The following is an 18,087-nucleotide window of genomic DNA, read 5'->3' as shown; positions in this document are numbered from 1 at the left end:
AGAAATGAAATATGTCTAAAGCAATCCTAACATTAGAAACATTGTCTTGTCCTTCTTGCCTACAAAAAATTGAGAGTGCCGTAAAGGGATTGGACGGAGTTGATTTCAATAGCGTGAAAGTGCTGTTCAATTCCAGCAAAGTAAAGGCTGATTTTGACGAAAATATACTAACCGTCAAAGCGATTGAAAAGTCGATTGAGAATTTGGGTTATTCCGTTATCAAGTCTAAAGTAAAAATAGCATCCTAAATACAAAATACAGAAAGTAGGAAAATAAATGATAACATTTAATGAATACATGACTAAGAACTCTGAAAAATTGGAATTGTTTACAAAGGCAATCATTCGTGCGCATGGAAAAAACCACCCAGAAGCATTTGACGTACGTGAACTGTATACCCAAATGCAAACGAAAACGAAAGAAGCAGGAGAAGAAAAACCAAATCTAGATGAAGAATTTTCTCGATTACGCCAAGTAACCAATAACTACCTGATTCCCGGAGATGTTTGTGAAACATACGCGGCGGTTTACAATATGTTAGCTGAAGCCGATCAAGCATACCAAGGATAAAAAAATAAAAAACGAATAGAGGAGAAATAAATATGTATAAAGCAACGATTACCCTAGAAGCATTGTCTTGTCCATCTTGCTTGCAAAAAATCGAGAGTGCCGTAAAAGGATTAAATGGCATAGATCAAAATAGTGTGAAGGTCTTATTCAATTCTAGTAAAGTAAAAGCGGACTTTGACGAAAGTTCCCTAACAATCGAAGCAATTGAAAAAGCCATTGAGGACTTGGGATATTCCGTTATAAAATCGAAAGTAAAAGCAGCGTAATACCATAGAATGAAATTTCACAGTCTAGAATTTTAATAGGTTTAAAAATAGAAAAGATGTTGGACAATCACTTTGATTTTCCAACATCTTTTCTATTTTCTTATGAAATAAAAACCATGTAATCCGTTACCTCTTCATTGTGAAAAGAATTACAAATCCCTTATTTTTCGTAATTAGCTGTGATATAATTAATTTAACTAATCGCTTAACCCTTTAGGATTTACTTAAAACAAGGAGAATACATATGAAAATAGAAGACATTATGCAAATATTACAAGAACAAATGAAAGTTGCCATTTTTGCTACAGTTGATGAGGACAATAAGCCACATGCTCGACATGCACATATCGGTGTAGCAAACGAAAATGGCGTGTTCTTTATGACCCATCCAAAAACAAATTTTTACAAACAACTGCAAAATAACCCCCACGTTGCCATTACAGCAATGTCTGAAGATGGCTATTTGATTCAAGTGATTCGGATTGAAGGGAAAATCCGCGAGGTCGGAAGAGAACGTCTTGAGGAAATTTTACAAGATAACCCTTATGTCAAACACGTTTATCCCAATAAATCTGAGCGTCAAGGTTCCCAAGTTTTCCAACTATATGAAGGAGAAGGATTCTATCACAGTATGACTCAAGGTCATCGCTATGTTTTTCAAATTGAGGCAAAGTAACGATTGATTTAAATAAACTGCAAGCTTCAAGCTAAAAAAACATTGTGAAGGTGTCTCTTTTGAAAAAAATGCAAGCTTCAAAAGGCAAAATACCCCTGAAGCTTGCACACATTATTAGATGTAATGAGTTGTTCGCTTTTTTTATCTAAATAATGGTTTCAGTAGTGTTGACGTTTATATAGATAATTCGACGCACCCATACTTCTACCACTCTTTTGGCTCATAGTTCAAATCTTTAAACAATCTTGTTTTTTCTTTTTTGGTTAAGTCTCTCCATTGTCCAGGAGGAAGTTTTCCTAAAAGAATATTCATAACTCGAACTCTCTGTAATCGGTAGACCTCGTAACCTAATTCCTCGCACATGCGTCGGATTTGACGGTTGAGCCCTTGCGTTAAAATGATTTGGAACTCATACTTTGATAATTGTGTTACCTCACAAGGAAGTGTTTTTGTGCCTAATATTTTGACTCCTTCTGCCATCTGTTTCAAGAAGTCAGGGGTAATGGGCCGGTTCACCGAAACGATATATTCCTTTTCATGCTTGTTTTCCACCCGCAGAATTTCGTTGACAATATCGCCGTCGTTTGTGAGGAGTATCAATCCTTCGGAATCTTTATCCAGACGCCCAATATGGAAAATCCTTAATGGGTGGTTGACCAAATCGACAATGTTTCCTTTCACACTTTTTTCTGTCGTACTCGTAATGCCTACGGGCTTATTTAAAGCAATGTATACATTATTTCTTGCTACTCGGATTGGATTTCCATCTACTCGAACATCATCTCCGGCTTCAACTTGGGTACCAATTGTGGCACGTTTTCCATTAATGGTAACTCTATTATCCGTAATTAATTTGTCTGCACCTCGCCTGGATGCTTTTCCTGATTCACTTATATATTTATTAATGCGCATGTTCACACCACCTTAATCACATCTTTGTCTATTAACTATACTGTATTTTCATGGTGAATCAAACCCTTATTTAGTTATAATAGAAAAGAGAAACATTTAATTATTTTTGATCTAAACAATAGCTGAGTGAGGATATGGAATTCAGAAAGGAATTAAAAAAATATGGAACTTGAAGTGGTTATGCAAGAACTTGAATCGTTAAGTAAAGAACATATGAAAAAAAGATACTTATCGAATGGGGCACAGGAGCCTCTTTTCGGTGTAGCGACAGGTGCAATGAAGCCGATGTCGAAAAAGATAAAAATCAATCAAGCCTTGGCTGAAGACTTATACGCAACAGGGAACTATGATGCGATGTATTTTGCAGGTGTGATTGCTGATCCGAACGCGATGACCGAATCAGATTATGAGCGTTGGATCGATGCTGCTTATTTTTATATGTTATCTGACTTTGTGGTAGCAGTGACATTATCGGAATCCAACATAGCACAAGAAGTCGCTGATAAATGGATCGCGTCGGGAGATGAGCTGCGAATGTCGGCAGGATGGAGCTGCTATTGCTGGCTTCTAGGGAATCGAAAAGATCAAGAATTTTCTAAGGAAAAGATTTCAGAAATGCTCGATATTGTAAAAAATACAATTCATGATGCGCCAGAGCGTGCCAAGGCTTCGATGATCAATTTTTTATATACAGTGGGGGTTTCTTATTTACCACTACACGATAAAGCAGTAGAGACTGCAAAAGAATTGGGTGTTATAGAAGTCAAACGTGGTAAGAAAAAACCGAGCCTTTTGAATGCAAATGAAAGTATCCAAAAAGAAATGGAGAGAGGAAGGCTGGGCTTTAAACGCAAGTATGTGAGATGTTAAAAATATTTTCTTCGATAGGTCGTAGCCGCTAGAGGGCTGCGACCTATTTTTATCCTTACAATTGTGATTTTGTAATCATTTAGAGAGTCTTTTTCTGAATAGGATACAAAATCAATTAAACAGATTTTTTAAAATATAAAACATATCTTTTCGTGAATAATATGTTCACAATCTTTCTTTCTTTTTTGCAAAAATATATAAAATTTTATATATTCCGTTGACGGAAATATTTTTGAGGAGTATAATCAATTATGTTAAAAGAATGTGAAATAAAACACTATTGTGGAAACAGAGGAGGGGTAATTTGAATATTGAACGTTTTATTGAAGCACGAAAAGCAAGTGGACTTTCTCAGATTGAACTAGCAGAAGGAATTTGTACGCAAGCTACCTTAAGTCGCTTTGAAAATAATGGACAAGTTCCGAACTTAAAAATCCTTATCAAATTATGCAATCGACTGAATCTTCCGTTAGGGGAGTTATTTCCAAAAGTAGGCGTAAGACATACTGAAATAATCGAAAAAATGAATAAAGCAGAATTTTTTTTAATTACGAGTGAGTACGAGCAAGCAGCAACATTGCTTAGTACGATTTCGATCAGCACGGTTGAAGACTTGAATCTAACCTTGCGCTATCACTACTTAAATGGCTTTATCATGATTTTTCAAAGTTCCTCTGTGATGGACATTCTTTTTATGTTTGACCAGATCTTATTAGAAGAAGAAACGGCGGATTCTGAAATTTTCCGTTTGCTAGCATACACGGGCATCGGCATGGCTTATTCACGGGAAGAAGACCAAGAGAAAGCAGAGTTTTACTTCAACAAAGTTCTTGAAAAAATTTATACTTATCCGACTAAAAAAATAGAGGATACATGGAGAGTTCTGAATATCGTATTTCAATGCGGCGTTTTTTATTCCGCGATTCATGAGATAGAAATCAGCAATGCATTGTTGAATTATGCTGTTTCTATTTGTTCAGATAATCACGTGACGTATTACCTTGCAAGAGCAGCCATTCAATTAGCTAAAAATGCCATTATTCAAAACGAGCCGAAAGAAAGTATTTTGGAAAGGATTTACGATGCAAGAGCCTATTCGAAAATCAATAAAAATACGGTGGCTTTAAAAGAGCTGGCTCTCATGGAAAAAGAAGTATTGTCAAACACGCAGTAGTTAATTAGATTTCTTCAGGTGAAAGGAGAGGAACGAAGTGGAACAAAAGAGAGAGACGGTCCATTTGATGGGAACGGTCATTGATTTATTAATTGAGCATGATACTGCAGATTTGATATTGGCAGAATTAGTCAGGCGATTAAAAATCTATGAACACCGCTTTAGCGCTAATAGTTCCGATTCTGAACTAATGGAGATTAATAAAAATGCAGGGGTTCGTCCGATTGTGGTTCACCCAGAATTATATCAACTGATAAAAGTTGGCAAATATCATAGTTGTTCCCCCAACAGTAACTTAAATATTGCAATTGGACCGCTAGTCCAGACATGGCGAATTGGTTTTACAGATGCGAAGGTTCCTTCAGCAGATAAGATTGACCAGCTTTTAAAAATAACGAATCCACAAAATATTATTTTAAACGAGGAAGAGCAATCCGTTTTTCTAAAGCAGCAGGGTATGTTGATTGATCTGGGTTCGTTAGCAAAAGGTTATATAGCAGATTTAATTATTCATTACTTAAAAGGCAAGGGCGTTACATCTGCGCTAATTAATTTAGGAGGAAATATTGTAGGGCTAGGGCCATTCCACAATCCGAAAAAAGATTATTGGAAAATAGGGATTCAAAATCCAACACTCTCCCGCAATCAATATGTAACGGCCTTAAGGATATGTAATCAATCTGTCGTCACTTCAGGGATTTATGAAAGAAGTTTGGAAAAAGAAGGACAGACCTATCATCATATACTGAATCCTCATACAGGATATCCCGTCGAGACGGATGTTGCCAGCTTAACGATTCAATCCAAATATTCACTTGATGGCGAGATATGGACCACTCGATTGTATGGGAAATCATCGGCAGAGATTCTAGACTGTCTGAATCAGTTAGAAGGGATAGACGGTTTGCTCATCACAAAGAGCGGGCAAGTTCTTTATTCGAATGGGTTGGAAGAGACAATGATACAAAATAAGCAAGTCAGTTAAATTTTAATAAACAGATTGGAAGGAAGTAATAAAATGGAAAAATTTATTGGTCTAGTAGGAACAAATTCAGATAATTCTACGAATCGCAAGTTGCTGCAATTTATGGAAAAATACTTTGCAGATAAAGCTCAAATTGAAATCATAGAGATTAAAGATCTTCCTATATTTAACAAGCCGGAAGATAAGCAAATTCCAGAACAAGTACAATTGATTGCCGATAAGATTGATGCTGCAAGTGGTGTAATCATTAGCACACCTGAGTACGACCATGCTGTACCTGCATCATTAATCAATGCATTAAACTGGCTTTCTTATGGCATTTTCCCTTTTGTGGATAAAGCGGTGATGATTACCGGAGCTTCTTATGGAACTTTAGGTTCTTCAAGAGCGCAGTTGCATTTACGCCAAATTCTTGACTCTCCAGAATTAAAAGCACGTATTATGCCGAGTTCTGAGTTCTTATTAAGCCACTCGCTACAAGCATTTGATGAAGAAGGACGCTTAAATAATGGAGAACATATTGAAAAGCTAGAAGGTTTATTTGAAGATTTCTTGACCTTTGTAAAAATTACCAACCAATTAAATCATGCACACAGTATTAATAAAAAAGAAGCAGAAAACTTTTCTTGGGAAGAAATATAGAATAGGAGATTATAACCATGAAATTAGTCGGAATTGTCGGATCCAATGCAGAAGTATCATATAATCGTTTATTATTAAAATATATAAAAAAACATTTTAACACATTATTTGAGCTTGAAATTTTAGAAATCAAAGATGTGCCTATGTTCAATCAAAGCGATGATCAAACAAACAGCCCAGTCATTCAAAATATTCATAAAAAGATCTTGAGTGCAGATGGAGTAATCATTGCAACACCGGAACACAATCACACAATCCCGGCTGGCTTAAAAAGTCTGCTTGAATGGCTATCTTTCAAGATTCACACTTTAGAAGATAAACCAGTCATGATTGTAGGAGCTTCTTACTACGATCAAGGTTCTTCTCGTGCACAATTGCACTTACGTCAAATTTTAGATGCGCCAGGCGTAAATGCAATGGTAATGCCAGGAAATGAATTCTTATTAGGCAAAGTGAAAGAAGCTTTTGATGTGAATGAAAATTTAACAGATCAAAGAACGATTGATTTTTTAGGTAGTACTTTAGAAAAATTCGTTAAATTTGTTAAGCTTGTTTCTGTAATGGAAGAGCCGAAAGCAGCAGTTGCTGAACCAGAAGATTTATATGCAACAGGGAAAGTAGATACAACGATTGAAGGCGTTGATATGTATGCGGAAGACTGGGTAGAACAAGCTGCAAAAGCAGTGAATGCAGTAGAAGGGAATACCTATGTGAAACTGGATCGCGGGATTCTAACAGTGGATCAATTAAACTACTTCTTAGCATCTATGCCAATGGAATTGACTTATGCCGATCACAACAATCAATTCTTATATTATAACCATACAAAACCAGCAGAAGAGATGTTGGCATCACGTACACCTGGCCAAGCTGGAAATCCACTGGCAAAATGTCATCCAGAAAGCAAGTTTAACAGCGTATCTTGGGTAATCCAACAATTACGTTCTGGGGCAACAGATGCAGTTCGTGTAAATGTTCCAACACATGGTCCTGACAAATATGTTGTTCATAATTATCAAGCAATGCATGATAAAGAAGGAAATTATGTAGGGATTAATGAATACATTTTAGACTTTAAACCGATCATTGACTGGTATTTGAAACAAACCGGACAAACATTGGTGGGAGATGTAGACGCAGTTTCAGGTGCATCCCAAAATAATCATGAAGAAGTGGATGCTGTATCCAGTGCTTCTTTAAATGAAAACACAACAGAAAAAGTAGATGCAGTTTCGAGTGCTTCTATTAAGGGATAATAGCTAACTAAAAAGCGGACAAAGAAGTAGGAAAACTTCTTTGTCCGCTTTTTTAAAGGAAGTGAGAAATATTTTCCCCTTCTTTTCCTGGTAGAAATTACTCATTTACGTTTATCTTACTTCGTTCATGGATTTTTTCTACTTGTGAATAAATCATCGTCGCATCTGCCACATGTAAGGGATCAAGGATTTCTACATAATCAGGGCCATTTTCTTGAGCTCCTGCTCCTGCAGTTATTAAAATGTATGATTCTCCATTAATTTCAGCCAATGTAGCTAAACACAGACCAGCTTCTTCTGTAAAACCAGTCTTAGCGCCGATAACGAAGTCTGAAAATTTGGGATATTCTTCGCCATGTCGAAAAATGGAGTTGAACATTTGAACGCCATCAGCATGAAAATTTGTTGGCTCCGTGCTATATTCTACCGTTGTAAACACTTGATAGAAATCAGGATTATCCAATGCATACTTCAATAAAGACGTCAGGTCTTCTGCGGAAGAGTAATTCTGTGGATCGTGCAGGCCAGTTACATTGCTAAAATGCGTTTTACTCAGTCCTAACTCCACTGCTTTTTGGTTCATTAACGACACGTATTCAGCTTCAGAACCAGCTAATGAATAAGCAATGGCTAAGCAGGCATCGGCTCCTGAAGGTAAGATTGCCCCATACAGCAAATCGCGGAATGAAAGCAATTCATCCTCTAAAAAACCCGCTACGGAAGCTTCCTGTTCAAATAATCCCTCAAAATAATCAGGAATCATAACGACTTCCTTATCCAAATCATCCACCATTTCAATTGCCACTAATGCGGTCATGATTTTGGTCAAAGATGCTGGATAAAGTTGGACATTACTATTTTTTTCTGCCAGTACATCTCCAGATTTAAGATTCGTCAATAAGATGTTCGCACTGTTGGTTCGGGAAAGGTCTATTAGTGGTGTGTCATCTTTGATTTGTATCTCTTCGAACCCTTTATTTACTTGTGATGTGAACTTTCCAGCTGCATCTGTAATGTCCATGATAACCGTTTGCTGGCCAGAAGAGGAAGTTTCCTCCAACGTTTTTTGGACAAAATAGATTCCGCCTCCAAGCAAGGCACCTGTCACAAATGTTTTCTTCCAAAACTTGTTTTTCCTTCTTCTTCTGCTCCGAGTCTTTCTTCTTTTCACCGTTCGATACAGTCCCATCTGCTTTATTAGTTAATCTACTGTCAACACTTGTTCAACTTATATCATACTTATGATACCGTTTTGGAGGCAGATTTAACAGTATATTTTCTGATTATTTTTTTATTTCAATAACAAATGGTTCACCATAAGACTGGTAGTCAGCTTCCCCTTCAGGGTGCCCTGCTGAATAGAGCTGCAATTCTAACCACTCTGAATCTGCTAGTTCTTTGGCTGTAATTTCAGAATCTTCTTCTGAAAGCATCATTATGCCTTTCCAAGAGTCAATCGTGGTTTGATAGCTTCGAGGCAAGAATACCAGACTCTTTCCTTCTTCATTGACACCACGGAATTCCATTAATTGGTATTTCTGTTCTTTATCAGGAGAAGATAATTCTATAAAGCTTAAGATTGGATGAATGGTTAATTTCTTGATATGGTAATCTAATTCACCCACGCTTATATCTTGCTTAATCTCGACAACATCTGTGTATTCCGTTAAAGAACCCATCGTTGTTTCAATAGAAAAGTTTGCCTCTCCTTCTATATAAATAGGAAAATCAGTTGGTTTTCCAGGATGAAAAATGTGAATATCCTGCAAATGAATCTCCAAGGTAAACAAATCAGATGAAAGAATTTCTTCAGAAAGAGGGACGACTAAGGTGCTCTGCGAAATATTATTGCGCTCATCGATGATCACACTTGCCTCCGTGTGGTTTTCAGATGGCAAAAGCTCTCCATCTATCAGAACTGCAATCTTCGAGAAACTTGCCATACGTTGCTCTTCCATTGGTTCTGCTAAATCAACTAATACGTTCACAAGAAGTTCTCCTTCAAAAAAAAGCAGATCTTCAATTTTTATTTCCGCATCTCCAAAAGAAGCAACTTGATTAACCGAGATAGAAGCATTCGAAGATTCATTATTCTCATTCTTAAATACTTGGGAGAGTGCATACTGAATGTTTTCTAATAAAGAGCTGGCAGCTGCTTGTACGGATTTTCCAAAAGAAGTTTGGCTGCCCCAAAGAATGACAAGAATAGCCGCAAAAGTTAAAATCAGTGGACGCTTGTTGCACTTCTTAGTTCTTTGTTTCGTTTTTTGGCTTTTCATCACAGAATTCAATAACTTTTGTTTTTCATTGTATGATATGTCTATCTCTTCGTATTCAAAGAAGTTCGTCTTGGTTTCATTCAATAGTTTGTAGATGTCATTTTCGTTCTTCATAACGTGCATCTCCCTTCTTTTGAAAAAAATCTCGGATTTTTACTCTTCCCCTTGATAATCTGCTGTATAAAGCTCCTTTGGTCATTTGATGTTTTGTTGCAATTTCATCTGTTGAGTAAGCAGAATCGAATAAATCCTTAAATAATTGCTGATCTCTTTTGTTTAATGGAGCTAAAAGTTCCGCTAACTGGATTTCCCACAATTCGCGAGCTAATGGTTCATCATTTGTAAAGTTTTTATCGTTTATGGTTTCTTCCCGTGTCACATTTTTTATCTCATGCCGGTATTTTTTTAAATAATTGATGGAACGATAGCGAGCGATGGCACATATCCAATTTTTGAAACTAGATTTTTGTGAATCATATTGGTCTGCATGTTTCCAAATAGCTAATAAAACATCATTCAAGCATTCTTCTTGGTGATTTGGCAGTGTGTATAAGTGTTTCTGAATAACACTTTTCAATAGAGCTGTGTATTTATCAATCAAATCCGCTAAACCGGTCTCATCCTCTTGAACTAGCCGCTCAATAATCTCTTCATCAGTTTTCAAGTCTACCACCTCCACGTTCTCTTACTTATATATACAATAGTAAAACATGATATCTGTCAGATTTTGTAAATTTTTTTTCATATAAAAACGATGCACCGGAAAAAGAAGGCCTGAAATCTTCACTAGAAATGGTATGATAGATACATTATGCCTAAGGGAGAAGGATTATATGAAAATGCCAATATTATATGAGGACAATCATCTTCTATTGGTAGAAAAACCAATCAATATACCTGTTCAAAAAGATAATAGCGGTGATCTCGATGTGTTGACCATGTTAAAGGAAGATATAAAAATACGTTACCAAAAACCAGGAAATGTTTATTTGGGTCTCGTACATCGCTTAGATCGTCCAGTTGGAGGAGCTATGGTGTTCGCAAAGACTTCCAAAGCCGCTTCCAGATTATCAGACATGGTGCGAAGGCAAGTGATCGAACGAAAATACTTTGCAGTTGTTCATGGTATACCAAAGAAAAAAAGCGATCAGCTTGTTCATTATCTACATAAAGATAACACAAAAAATATAGTATCTGTCGTTCCGTCTCATCATCCAAAAGGTAAAAAAGCCATTCTTGATTATGAAGTGCTGGAATCCAAGAAGGGAATGAGTTTGCTGGCTGTACAACTTCAAACTGGACGTCCTCACCAAATTCGCGTTCAATTGTCAGCGATGGGTCATCCAATCTTTGGAGATCAAAAATATGGAGCACAGTTGAATAAAGTAGGGCAACAAATTGCGCTTTGGGCTCATTCACTTCATTTAGAACATCCCATTAAGAAAGAGCCGGTAAAGGTATACTCATTACCGCCTGAGAAACATCCATGGAATTTGTGGGAAATTGCAGAAGGTAATAAGGAATAAAGACTATAAGCAATTAAAAGGGTTTACTATTTCCGAAAAAAGTCACAGATAAAAATAAATATTATTCATGGCTATTCTTAACTAAACACACTTTGAAGGAAGAAATGTGATGAGCATTTCTTCCTTTTTATCGAGAAGGAAAAGCTAAATTTAACAAAATTTAATGGAAGCCGTCAAATACACGGAGCTATTTTCATAATTTCATCTAGTGAACAGCGGGGACGGCTCTCACTGGATGAGATAAATACTGATTCTCTTCAATTGGAAACTTGAGCATGGTCCACTGGATGAGATTCGCGATTATTCTCATCCAGTGGATGATAGAAAGCTCCCTGCTAGATGAAATCACGCAGAAAGGCCATAAAATGACCTAAGTCACTTCCGGTGACCTACATCACACTTAGTAAGTTGACAGCGCTTTTATATGTTATCGAACGGTGTTACTCTATATCCATAATGAAAAAAGGAGAATGTTCTGATGGGAGAAAAAAGAAAGTTTAGTGAATCGATTCAAAAGTTTGGCCGAACACTCTTGCTTCCAATCGGTGTACTGGCACCGGTAGGGATGATTTTAGGGATCAGTGGCGCTTTAGTGCAGGCGTATATGATTGAGCGGTTTTCTTTTTTAGGAAATGAAAATGTAAATGCCATTTTAGTAAGTATTCGTACGATTGCAAGTGTCATCTTTGATAACATTCCATTGCTGTTTGCTATGGGTGTCGCATATGGAATGAGTAAAAAGGATAAAGGGATTGCTGTTTTTGCATCTGTAACGGGTTATTTAACCTTGATTATTACCATGAATGTCTGGCTGACATTGACTGGTAAAATGGCAAATCCAGAAGTAATGACCCAAGTAGGACAAATAAATGTCCTTGGTATTCAAACGATGAATATTAGTGCTGCTGGCGGTATTATAACGGGTTTGGTTGCTTCGTGGGCAACCGATAAATTTTATAATTTGGAATTGCCGACTGCTTTTGCCTTCTTTTCAGGTAAAAAGTCAGTGCCAATTATTACGATTGGTGTCATGGTTTCAATTGGTTTGCTTCTACCGTTTATCTGGGAAGTTTTTGTAGGATTATTAATGAGATTATCAGTTGTTTTCTTAAGTGTCATGGGTCCATTTTTTACCGCAGCAGGGGAACGTTTATTTATTCCTTTTGGCTTGCATCATGTGTGGAATGCATTATTCCGCTTTACCGAAGCAGGAGGATCTTATGTAATTGATGGCAATACGTTTGTTGGTGTAGTGCCAGCAATGAATGAAGTATTATTCAATCAAGGTCCCAACAGCGAATATTGGACATTGATGCCAGAATTGACGCGTTTCATGGCGCAGCAACAAATGTTGGTAACTTTATTCCTATTCCCTGCAATCGCGCTTGCTATGTATCATACAGCAAGAAAAGAGAACAAAATAGAAGTGAAGTCCATGTTGATTACGATGGTCTTAACAGCGATGCTCGGTAATGTAACGGAACCGCTTGAATTCACTTTTGTATTTATTGCACCGTTACTGTTTGTTGTATACGCGGCCATTGTGGGAATCGGGGCAGTATTGATGTCCTTGGCAAATGTGGCGATTGGTTATATTCGAGGAACGATTTTCGATTTTGCAATCTTTGGCTTGCTATATGAAAGAACGAATTGGATTTTCTTGGTATTAATCGGTTCTGCGATGGCGGTTTTGACTTATTTTATATTCAAATGGGCAATCGTCAAATATGATATTAAAACTCCTGGACGAGAAGAAGCACAAAACTTGGATAATACGCTGATAAGGGAAAAACGATATGGTGAAATTGCCGATATTGTAGTAAAGGCGTTAGGCGGTAAAAACAATATTGATAACGTAGAAAATTGTATTACACGTTTAAGAATCGATGTAAAAGATGTGAATGTCATCGATAAAAATTTATTGGAAAAATCTGGCTGTACAGGATTCTTTTTCCCGGCAGCAAAACATATCCATATCGTATATGGTCCACAAGTAGAATTTGTAAGGAATGCAGTGGATCAAGAATTAGCATAATGAACTATTTTAGGAGGTTTTTATCGGATGAGAGCACTATATGACTCAAAAAGTAAGACCATAAATGATCGAGGGATTAAAGAGCTTTTTTCAGATGAAGAAAAATACAAAACATGGTTATTGTTTGAAAGTGCCTTGGCTCAAGCACAAGCGGAAGAGGGCTTCATTCCCGAACAGGCAGCGAGAGATATTAAAGAAGCAGCAAAAGTAGAAAATATTGATTTTGAAGAGATGGACCGTATTTACCGGGAAATTGGACATGGCTTTGTGCCATTTTTAAAAGTATTAGTAAAAGCTTGCCCGGAAGAAAGTGGAAAATATGTCCATTATGGAATTACTACACAAAATATTCAACAAAGCTCTCAGTTATATATGGTAAAACAAGTCCATGATAAATATATTCAGCTAATTGGTGAAATTCTGGGAAACCTAAGTAAATTAGCTGAAGAAAACAAAGATGCTGTAATGCCAGGGCGGACACATGGACGTCATGCTACACCCATTACTTACGGTTACAAGGTATCAGTTTGGATTAGCGAATTTATTGAATGCTATGAAAGAATGCGTGAAGTAGAAAAACGAGTTTTCAAAATTATGATGGGTGGAGCGGTTGGAACGTTTAGTTCGATGCCAGAAGTTGGTCCAAATGTGCAGAAACGAGTGGCAGAGTTAACCGGAATGTACGCCATGGAAGTCCCTTCTCGCAATATCAGCACACATAAGATTGAATACATAATGAACCTAGCTTTAATGGCTAATATTTGTCATAAAATAGGAGAAGAAGTGTACAGCACCACTCTTGAAGAAATTGGAGAAATTTCAGAAGGGTTTAGTAAAGGCACAGTGGGCAGTAGCACGATGCCTCATAAAATCAATCCAAAATTGGCAAAAGGTATTGTGGCTAATTCTCAAAAACTGTACTCTTTGCCAGGCGTAGGAATGTATTCTTCTGTGCGGCCTTATGAAGGAGACAGTAGTTCTTACATGCTTTTTGATGGAATCTTGGAAGAAGCTCTTGAACTGACTACAGAAATTTTGCTGAGAACAGAAGAGTTAACCCGTACAATGGTTCCTCACCGTGATCGTATGTTACAGAATGCTTTGAGAAACAAGGGGCTGGATAATTGCGAGAATGTTATGATGGAGCTAGCGACAAAACTTGGAAAAGACCAAGCGCACTCTTTGATGTACGAAATTGCGATGAAGACTGCTGCAGAAGGGGAAGATTTTTACAGCAATTTGATAAAAAATGAGTTGATTGCCAGTGAATTTACCGAAGAGGAAGTACGAGATATGATTGATCCTAGAAATTATATTGGTTTATCTGAACAAATCGCTGAAGAAGAAGCCAAACGAGCAGCAGCAGTAGCAGTAGAAATAGCAAACGATTATTAAAACGGATTGAATACTTTTTTAGGAGGCCTCTGGTAAAATATAGGAGAGGCCTCTTTACTTATTTTAATTTCAAATATGGAAAGGTGAGAAAAATGGATACGAACGAAAAAAGCTTAGCATTGCATAAAGAGAAAAAAGGGAAAATATCTGTTGAAAGCAAGGTAGCTATCAATACGAGAGAAGATTTGGCCCTAGCTTATACACCGGGAGTTGCAGAGCCATGCAGAAAGATAGCGGAGGATGTAACGGAAGCTTATACCTACACCTCTAAGGGGAATTTAGTAGCAATCGTTACGGATGGTACAGCAGTATTAGGACTAGGCGATATTGGACCTGAAGCCGCAATGCCGGTGATGGAAGGAAAAGCGATTTTATTTAAAGAATTCGCTGATGTGGATGCATTTCCAATTTCTTTGGATACAAAAGATGTAGATGAAATTGTTCGGACAGTACGTTATTTAGCACCAACTTTTGGTGGAATTAATTTAGAAGACATTTCTTCGCCAAGATGTTTTGAGATTGAAAAGCAACTGGATGCACTACTTTCGATTCCTGTATTTCATGATGATCAACACGGAACTGCGATTGTAGTAGTTGCGGGTATCTTGAATAGTCTTCGTTTGGTTGGAAAACGGATTGAAGATATAAAAGTTGTCTTAAATGGACCTGGAGCTGCCGGAACGGCCATCATTAATATGCTAATGGAGATGGGAATTGAAAAAGCCGTTATTTGTGATGAATATGGAATTTTGGCAGAAAATAGAGAAGCACCAATGGACGAACATAAAAAAATACTGGCTCAAAAATCGAATCCACAAAATGTTAATGGTGATTTGAGTGATGCAATGAAAGGCGCCGATGTCTTTATTGGTGTATCAGTTGGCGGAATTGTTACGAAAGAAATGGTTCAATTAATGAATGATGATGCGATTATTTTTGCGATGGCTAACCCTGTTCCTGAGATTATGTACGAAGAAGCAAAAGAAGCAGGAGCAAGAATAGTAGGGACAGGTAGATCAGATTTTCCTAATCAGATTAATAATGTATTGGCTTTTCCGGGGATTTTTAAAGGAGCGCTCTCTGTTCGAGCAACAACCATTAATAAAGAAATGAAAGTTGCTGCAGCTCAAGCAATTGCGGATATGATTTCTGAAGAAGAATTATCGGAAGAATATATTATTCCCGATGCATTAAATAAAGCAGTAGCTGAACAGGTTACACAATATGTAGCACAAGCAGCCAGGGATACAGGCGTGAGCAGTATATAGGAGGGAAAGCGATGGATCGAATCGAGAGAGATTCAATGGGAGAAATAAAAGTAGCTCAGGAAGCATTATGGGGAGCCCAAACGCAAAGAAGTTTAGAAAATTTTCAAATAGGTAATGAGAAGATGCCGATTTCTTTAATTGAGGCACTTATACAAGTAAAAAAAGCTTGTGCCATCGTTAATCAGGAAGAGGGAAAACTTTCAGAAGTAAACGGGGAGAACATTCGAGTAGCGTGTGAGTTATTACTGCAAGATTTGAACAGCTATGAGAAACATTTTCCGCTTTGTTTGTGGCAAACGGGCAGCGGCACCCAAAGCAATATGAACGTGAATGAAGTTATAGCTCACTTAGCTTCACAGCAAGGAGCCGTTCACCCTAATGACCATGTAAATTTATCGCAAAGCTCGAACGATGTTTTTCCCACAGCCATGCATATCGCAGCTTACAGTGAAATACAGAATCATCTCATACCGGAAATGGAAGAGTGGCTAAAAGTATTGTCCAATCTAATGGGTCGTTACCAAAGCACAGTGAAAATAGGCCGGACTCATTTACAAGATGCTACTCCCATAACATTTGGCCAAGAAGTCAGTGGTTGGAAGAGCATGGTTGAAAACAGTTTGAATGCCATTAAAATGAGCAGTGAGTCACTATTAAAACTGGCAATTGGCGGCACAGCAGTTGGAACAGGCTTGAATGCTTCCAATAGTTTTGGGGAAAAAGTGGCACAGGAATTAGAAAAATCACTGGTTATTCCATTTATCAGTGATCCGAATAAATATTTTGCGTTAACGAGTCATCAACCCATATCTTTTGTCCATGGTTCTCTTCGAGCTTTAGCAAGCGATCTAATGAAAATCGCAAATGACATTCGTTGGCTTGCAAGCGGTCCGCGCAGCGGATTAGGAGAATTAACTTTACCAAGTAACGAACCAGGAAGCTCCATTATGCCGGGGAAAGTCAATCCGACTCAGGCAGAAGCTTTGACGATGATTGTTGCGCAGGTGATGGGGAACGATACAACTATTCAAGTAGCAGCTAGTCAAGGAAACTTTGAGTTGAATGTATATAAGCCTGTTATTATTCATAATTTTCTTCAGACCGTTACTTTGTTGACAGATGGGATGCGTTCTTTTAGAGAAAAATGTTTAATCGGTCTTACTGTGAATGAGAAGCGGATGGAAGAACTTGTCGCGTCGTCACTCATGCTGGTAACGGCTTTGGCACCTCATATCGGCTATGAAAAATCTGCAGAGATTGCTCATAAAGCATTGAATGAAAAGCTAACTTTAGAAGAAGCGGCATTATCTTTAAACTATGCTTCGAAGGAAGAATTAAAACAGTGGCTGAACCCCAATGAAATGATTTAATCATATGATATAATGCCCCTATATTGCTAAAAGGGTGAATGCTGATGCTTGATTTTATAAATAGCTATGATGATTTAACGGAAAGCGAAAGAAAAGCACTTACTTATATCATGAACCATCTGGAAGAAGTTCCTTATATAAATATTAATCAACTGGCAGAGCTTGCTTTTGTCTCTAAAACAGTCATTATCAATCTTTCTCAAAAGATGGGGTTTAGTGGATTCAAAGAATTGAAATACCATATCAATCGACAATTGCGAGAGGATGCTGTGATAGAAAAGAACGAAAGACGCTCTGTAAAAGAAAACACCACCCAAAGTTTTGAAAAAACAATGTCACTCGTATCCGAAGATGAATTGAATCGTTGTGCAGAAGAGATGTTGAAGGCAAAGAATGTTTTTATTATGGCACGTGGAACGAGTAAACCCGTCGGATATTACTTGGAGCATTTATTGTTTTCAATGGGGATTCATTGTTTTTTTATAAAAGACTATAATCTGTCAGAAACCTTTACAAATCTAGTGACCGAAAATGATGTGGTGATCTTAATTTCCTTGTCGGGCAGTACGAAAAAGATTATTGATACAGCACGCAAAGTTCACATGAAAAAAGCTAAAATAATCAGCTTGACCTCCTTTCAATCAAGTATCCTACCTTCCTACGCAGATTTAAAACTATTTTGCCATACGGAAGAAATGGATACAAAAAAAGATGACTCTATATCACGAATTGGTTTCTTTCTGTTAGTAGATTTACTGGTAAGAACAATCAAACAAATCAGCGATATCTAAAAAAATATGCCGTTATTGAATAGGGATTAATGGGGCAATTTCAGAAAGCAGCTGCGACCTAATTGGAAGCAG

Annotated in this window: 19 protein-coding genes; 15 read left to right on the top strand and 4 right to left on the bottom strand. The window is 37.3% G+C overall.

Going from position 1 to position 18,087, the window contains the following annotated elements; translation table 11 throughout:
• Positions 1-11 precede the first annotated feature (11 nt).
• The 4 genes from EJN90_RS04715 to EJN90_RS04700 all read left to right on the top strand — a co-directional run bounded on the left by EJN90_RS04715 (position 12) and on the right by EJN90_RS04700 (position 1,512).
• Positions 12-248, top strand: a complete 237-nt coding sequence (locus EJN90_RS04715; protein WP_126109107.1) for a heavy-metal-associated domain-containing protein — start codon at positions 12-14, stop codon at positions 246-248.
• A 28-nt stretch (positions 249-276) separates the two neighbouring features.
• Entirely contained in the window at positions 277-570 is a 294-nt protein-coding gene (locus tag EJN90_RS04710; protein ID WP_126109106.1) for an iron-sulfur cluster repair di-iron protein, ric, read from the top strand.
• A 32-nt stretch (positions 571-602) separates the two neighbouring features.
• The gene (locus tag EJN90_RS04705; protein ID WP_126109105.1) at positions 603-836 is read left to right on the top strand and encodes a heavy-metal-associated domain-containing protein; all 234 of its coding nucleotides are present in this window, start codon (positions 603-605) and stop codon (positions 834-836) included.
• A 244-nt stretch (positions 837-1,080) separates the two neighbouring features.
• Entirely contained in the window at positions 1,081-1,512 is a 432-nt protein-coding gene (locus EJN90_RS04700; protein ID WP_126109104.1) for a pyridoxamine 5'-phosphate oxidase family protein, read from the top strand.
• A gap of 204 nt (positions 1,513-1,716) precedes the next feature.
• Here EJN90_RS04700 and rluF read toward each other — a convergent pair whose 3' ends face one another.
• Positions 1,717-2,424, bottom strand: coding sequence for a 23S rRNA pseudouridine(2604) synthase RluF (gene rluF, locus EJN90_RS04695; RefSeq protein WP_126109103.1), 708 nt, complete (start codon positions 2,422-2,424; stop codon positions 1,717-1,719).
• A 162-nt stretch (positions 2,425-2,586) separates the two neighbouring features.
• Between rluF and EJN90_RS04690 the strand changes: the two genes are divergently transcribed.
• From EJN90_RS04690 to EJN90_RS04670, 5 genes are all read left to right on the top strand, one after another.
• On the top strand, positions 2,587-3,294 hold the full coding sequence (locus EJN90_RS04690; protein WP_126109102.1) for a DNA alkylation repair protein: 708 nt from the start codon (positions 2,587-2,589) through the stop codon (positions 3,292-3,294).
• A 304-nt stretch (positions 3,295-3,598) separates the two neighbouring features.
• The gene (locus EJN90_RS04685; protein WP_126109101.1) at positions 3,599-4,468 is read left to right on the top strand and encodes a helix-turn-helix domain-containing protein; all 870 of its coding nucleotides are present in this window, start codon (positions 3,599-3,601) and stop codon (positions 4,466-4,468) included.
• 67 nt (positions 4,469-4,535) lie between these two features.
• Entirely contained in the window at positions 4,536-5,453 is a 918-nt protein-coding gene (locus EJN90_RS04680; RefSeq protein WP_126112284.1) for an FAD:protein FMN transferase, read from the top strand.
• Between the two features lie 33 nt (positions 5,454-5,486).
• The gene (locus tag EJN90_RS04675; protein WP_126109100.1) at positions 5,487-6,095 is read left to right on the top strand and encodes an NADPH-dependent FMN reductase; all 609 of its coding nucleotides are present in this window, start codon (positions 5,487-5,489) and stop codon (positions 6,093-6,095) included.
• Positions 6,096-6,112: 17 nt separating this feature from the next.
• On the top strand, positions 6,113-7,351 hold the full coding sequence (locus EJN90_RS04670; protein WP_126109099.1) for an NAD(P)H-dependent oxidoreductase: 1,239 nt from the start codon (positions 6,113-6,115) through the stop codon (positions 7,349-7,351).
• Between the two features lie 97 nt (positions 7,352-7,448).
• Here EJN90_RS04670 and EJN90_RS04665 read toward each other — a convergent pair whose 3' ends face one another.
• The 3 genes from EJN90_RS04665 to EJN90_RS04655 form a co-directional block, all read right to left on the bottom strand.
• On the bottom strand, positions 7,449-8,522 hold the full coding sequence (locus EJN90_RS04665) for a D-alanyl-D-alanine carboxypeptidase family protein (RefSeq protein ID WP_164544007.1): 1,074 nt from the start codon (positions 8,520-8,522) through the stop codon (positions 7,449-7,451).
• Positions 8,523-8,634: 112 nt separating this feature from the next.
• The gene (locus EJN90_RS04660; protein ID WP_126109097.1) at positions 8,635-9,744 is read right to left on the bottom strand and encodes a hypothetical protein; all 1,110 of its coding nucleotides are present in this window, start codon (positions 9,742-9,744) and stop codon (positions 8,635-8,637) included.
• Positions 9,728-10,294 carry a sigma-70 family RNA polymerase sigma factor gene (locus tag EJN90_RS04655; RefSeq protein WP_164544006.1) on the bottom strand — a complete coding sequence of 189 codons (567 nt, stop codon included), beginning with the start codon at positions 10,292-10,294 and terminating at the stop codon, positions 9,728-9,730. Before EJN90_RS04655 ends, EJN90_RS04660 begins: the two co-directional genes overlap by 17 nt.
• A 169-nt stretch (positions 10,295-10,463) precedes the next feature.
• Here EJN90_RS04655 and EJN90_RS04650 point away from each other — a divergent pair, with 169 nt between their 5' ends.
• From EJN90_RS04650 to EJN90_RS04625, 6 genes are all read left to right on the top strand, one after another.
• Positions 10,464-11,156: an RluA family pseudouridine synthase gene (locus EJN90_RS04650; RefSeq protein WP_126109095.1), complete on the top strand. Its 693-nt coding sequence runs from the start codon at positions 10,464-10,466 to the stop codon at positions 11,154-11,156.
• A gap of 478 nt (positions 11,157-11,634) precedes the next feature.
• Positions 11,635-13,191: a PTS transporter subunit EIIC gene (locus EJN90_RS04645; RefSeq protein ID WP_126109094.1), complete on the top strand. Its 1,557-nt coding sequence runs from the start codon at positions 11,635-11,637 to the stop codon at positions 13,189-13,191.
• 27 nt (positions 13,192-13,218) lie between these two features.
• On the top strand, positions 13,219-14,586 hold the full coding sequence (locus tag EJN90_RS04640; RefSeq protein ID WP_126109093.1) for a class-II fumarase/aspartase family protein: 1,368 nt from the start codon (positions 13,219-13,221) through the stop codon (positions 14,584-14,586).
• A gap of 92 nt (positions 14,587-14,678) precedes the next feature.
• Positions 14,679-15,854, top strand: coding sequence for an NAD(P)-dependent malic enzyme (locus EJN90_RS04635; RefSeq protein WP_126109092.1), 1,176 nt, complete (start codon positions 14,679-14,681; stop codon positions 15,852-15,854).
• An 11-nt stretch (positions 15,855-15,865) separates the two neighbouring features.
• Positions 15,866-17,224 (top strand): class II fumarate hydratase, encoded by a 1,359-nt coding sequence (gene fumC / locus EJN90_RS04630; protein ID WP_126109091.1) that lies wholly within the window; start codon positions 15,866-15,868, stop codon positions 17,222-17,224.
• Positions 17,225-17,268: 44 nt separating this feature from the next.
• Positions 17,269-18,015: a MurR/RpiR family transcriptional regulator gene (locus tag EJN90_RS04625; RefSeq protein ID WP_126109090.1), complete on the top strand. Its 747-nt coding sequence runs from the start codon at positions 17,269-17,271 to the stop codon at positions 18,013-18,015.
• Positions 18,016-18,087 lie beyond the last annotated feature (72 nt).

The organism is Jeotgalibaca ciconiae (assembly GCF_003955755.1).
GTDB lineage: Bacteria > Bacillota > Bacilli > Lactobacillales > Aerococcaceae > Jeotgalibaca > Jeotgalibaca ciconiae.
The sequence above is the reverse complement of the archived record's forward strand: the minus strand, read 5'-3'. Positions and strand labels throughout refer to the sequence as shown.

Bases quoted from the DNA above. Each gene is read 5' to 3' on its own strand.
- EJN90_RS04670 (WP_126109099.1), top strand. From the start codon at position 6,113: ATGAAATTAGTCGGAATTGTCGGATCCAATGCAGAAGTATCATATAAT.
- rluF (WP_126109103.1), bottom strand. From the start codon at position 2,424: ATGCGCATTAATAAATATATAAGTGAATCAGGAAAAGCATCCAGGCGA.
- EJN90_RS04710 (WP_126109106.1), top strand. From the start codon at position 277: ATGATAACATTTAATGAATACATGACTAAGAACTCTGAAAAATTGGAA.
- EJN90_RS04690 (WP_126109102.1), top strand. From the start codon at position 2,587: ATGGAACTTGAAGTGGTTATGCAAGAACTTGAATCGTTAAGTAAAGAA.
- EJN90_RS04635 (WP_126109092.1), top strand. From the start codon at position 14,679: ATGGATACGAACGAAAAAAGCTTAGCATTGCATAAAGAGAAAAAAGGG.
- EJN90_RS04660 (WP_126109097.1), bottom strand. From the start codon at position 9,744: ATGAAGAACGAAAATGACATCTACAAACTATTGAATGAAACCAAGACG.
- fumC (WP_126109091.1), top strand. From the start codon at position 15,866: ATGGATCGAATCGAGAGAGATTCAATGGGAGAAATAAAAGTAGCTCAG.
- EJN90_RS04650 (WP_126109095.1), top strand. From the start codon at position 10,464: ATGAAAATGCCAATATTATATGAGGACAATCATCTTCTATTGGTAGAA.
- EJN90_RS04645 (WP_126109094.1), top strand. From the start codon at position 11,635: ATGGGAGAAAAAAGAAAGTTTAGTGAATCGATTCAAAAGTTTGGCCGA.
- EJN90_RS04705 (WP_126109105.1), top strand. From the start codon at position 603: ATGTATAAAGCAACGATTACCCTAGAAGCATTGTCTTGTCCATCTTGC.
- EJN90_RS04715 (WP_126109107.1), top strand. From the start codon at position 12: ATGTCTAAAGCAATCCTAACATTAGAAACATTGTCTTGTCCTTCTTGC.
- EJN90_RS04625 (WP_126109090.1), top strand. From the start codon at position 17,269: ATGCTTGATTTTATAAATAGCTATGATGATTTAACGGAAAGCGAAAGA.
- EJN90_RS04640 (WP_126109093.1), top strand. From the start codon at position 13,219: ATGAGAGCACTATATGACTCAAAAAGTAAGACCATAAATGATCGAGGG.
- EJN90_RS04675 (WP_126109100.1), top strand. From the start codon at position 5,487: ATGGAAAAATTTATTGGTCTAGTAGGAACAAATTCAGATAATTCTACG.
- EJN90_RS04680 (WP_126112284.1), top strand. From the start codon at position 4,536: ATGGGAACGGTCATTGATTTATTAATTGAGCATGATACTGCAGATTTG.
- EJN90_RS04700 (WP_126109104.1), top strand. From the start codon at position 1,081: ATGAAAATAGAAGACATTATGCAAATATTACAAGAACAAATGAAAGTT.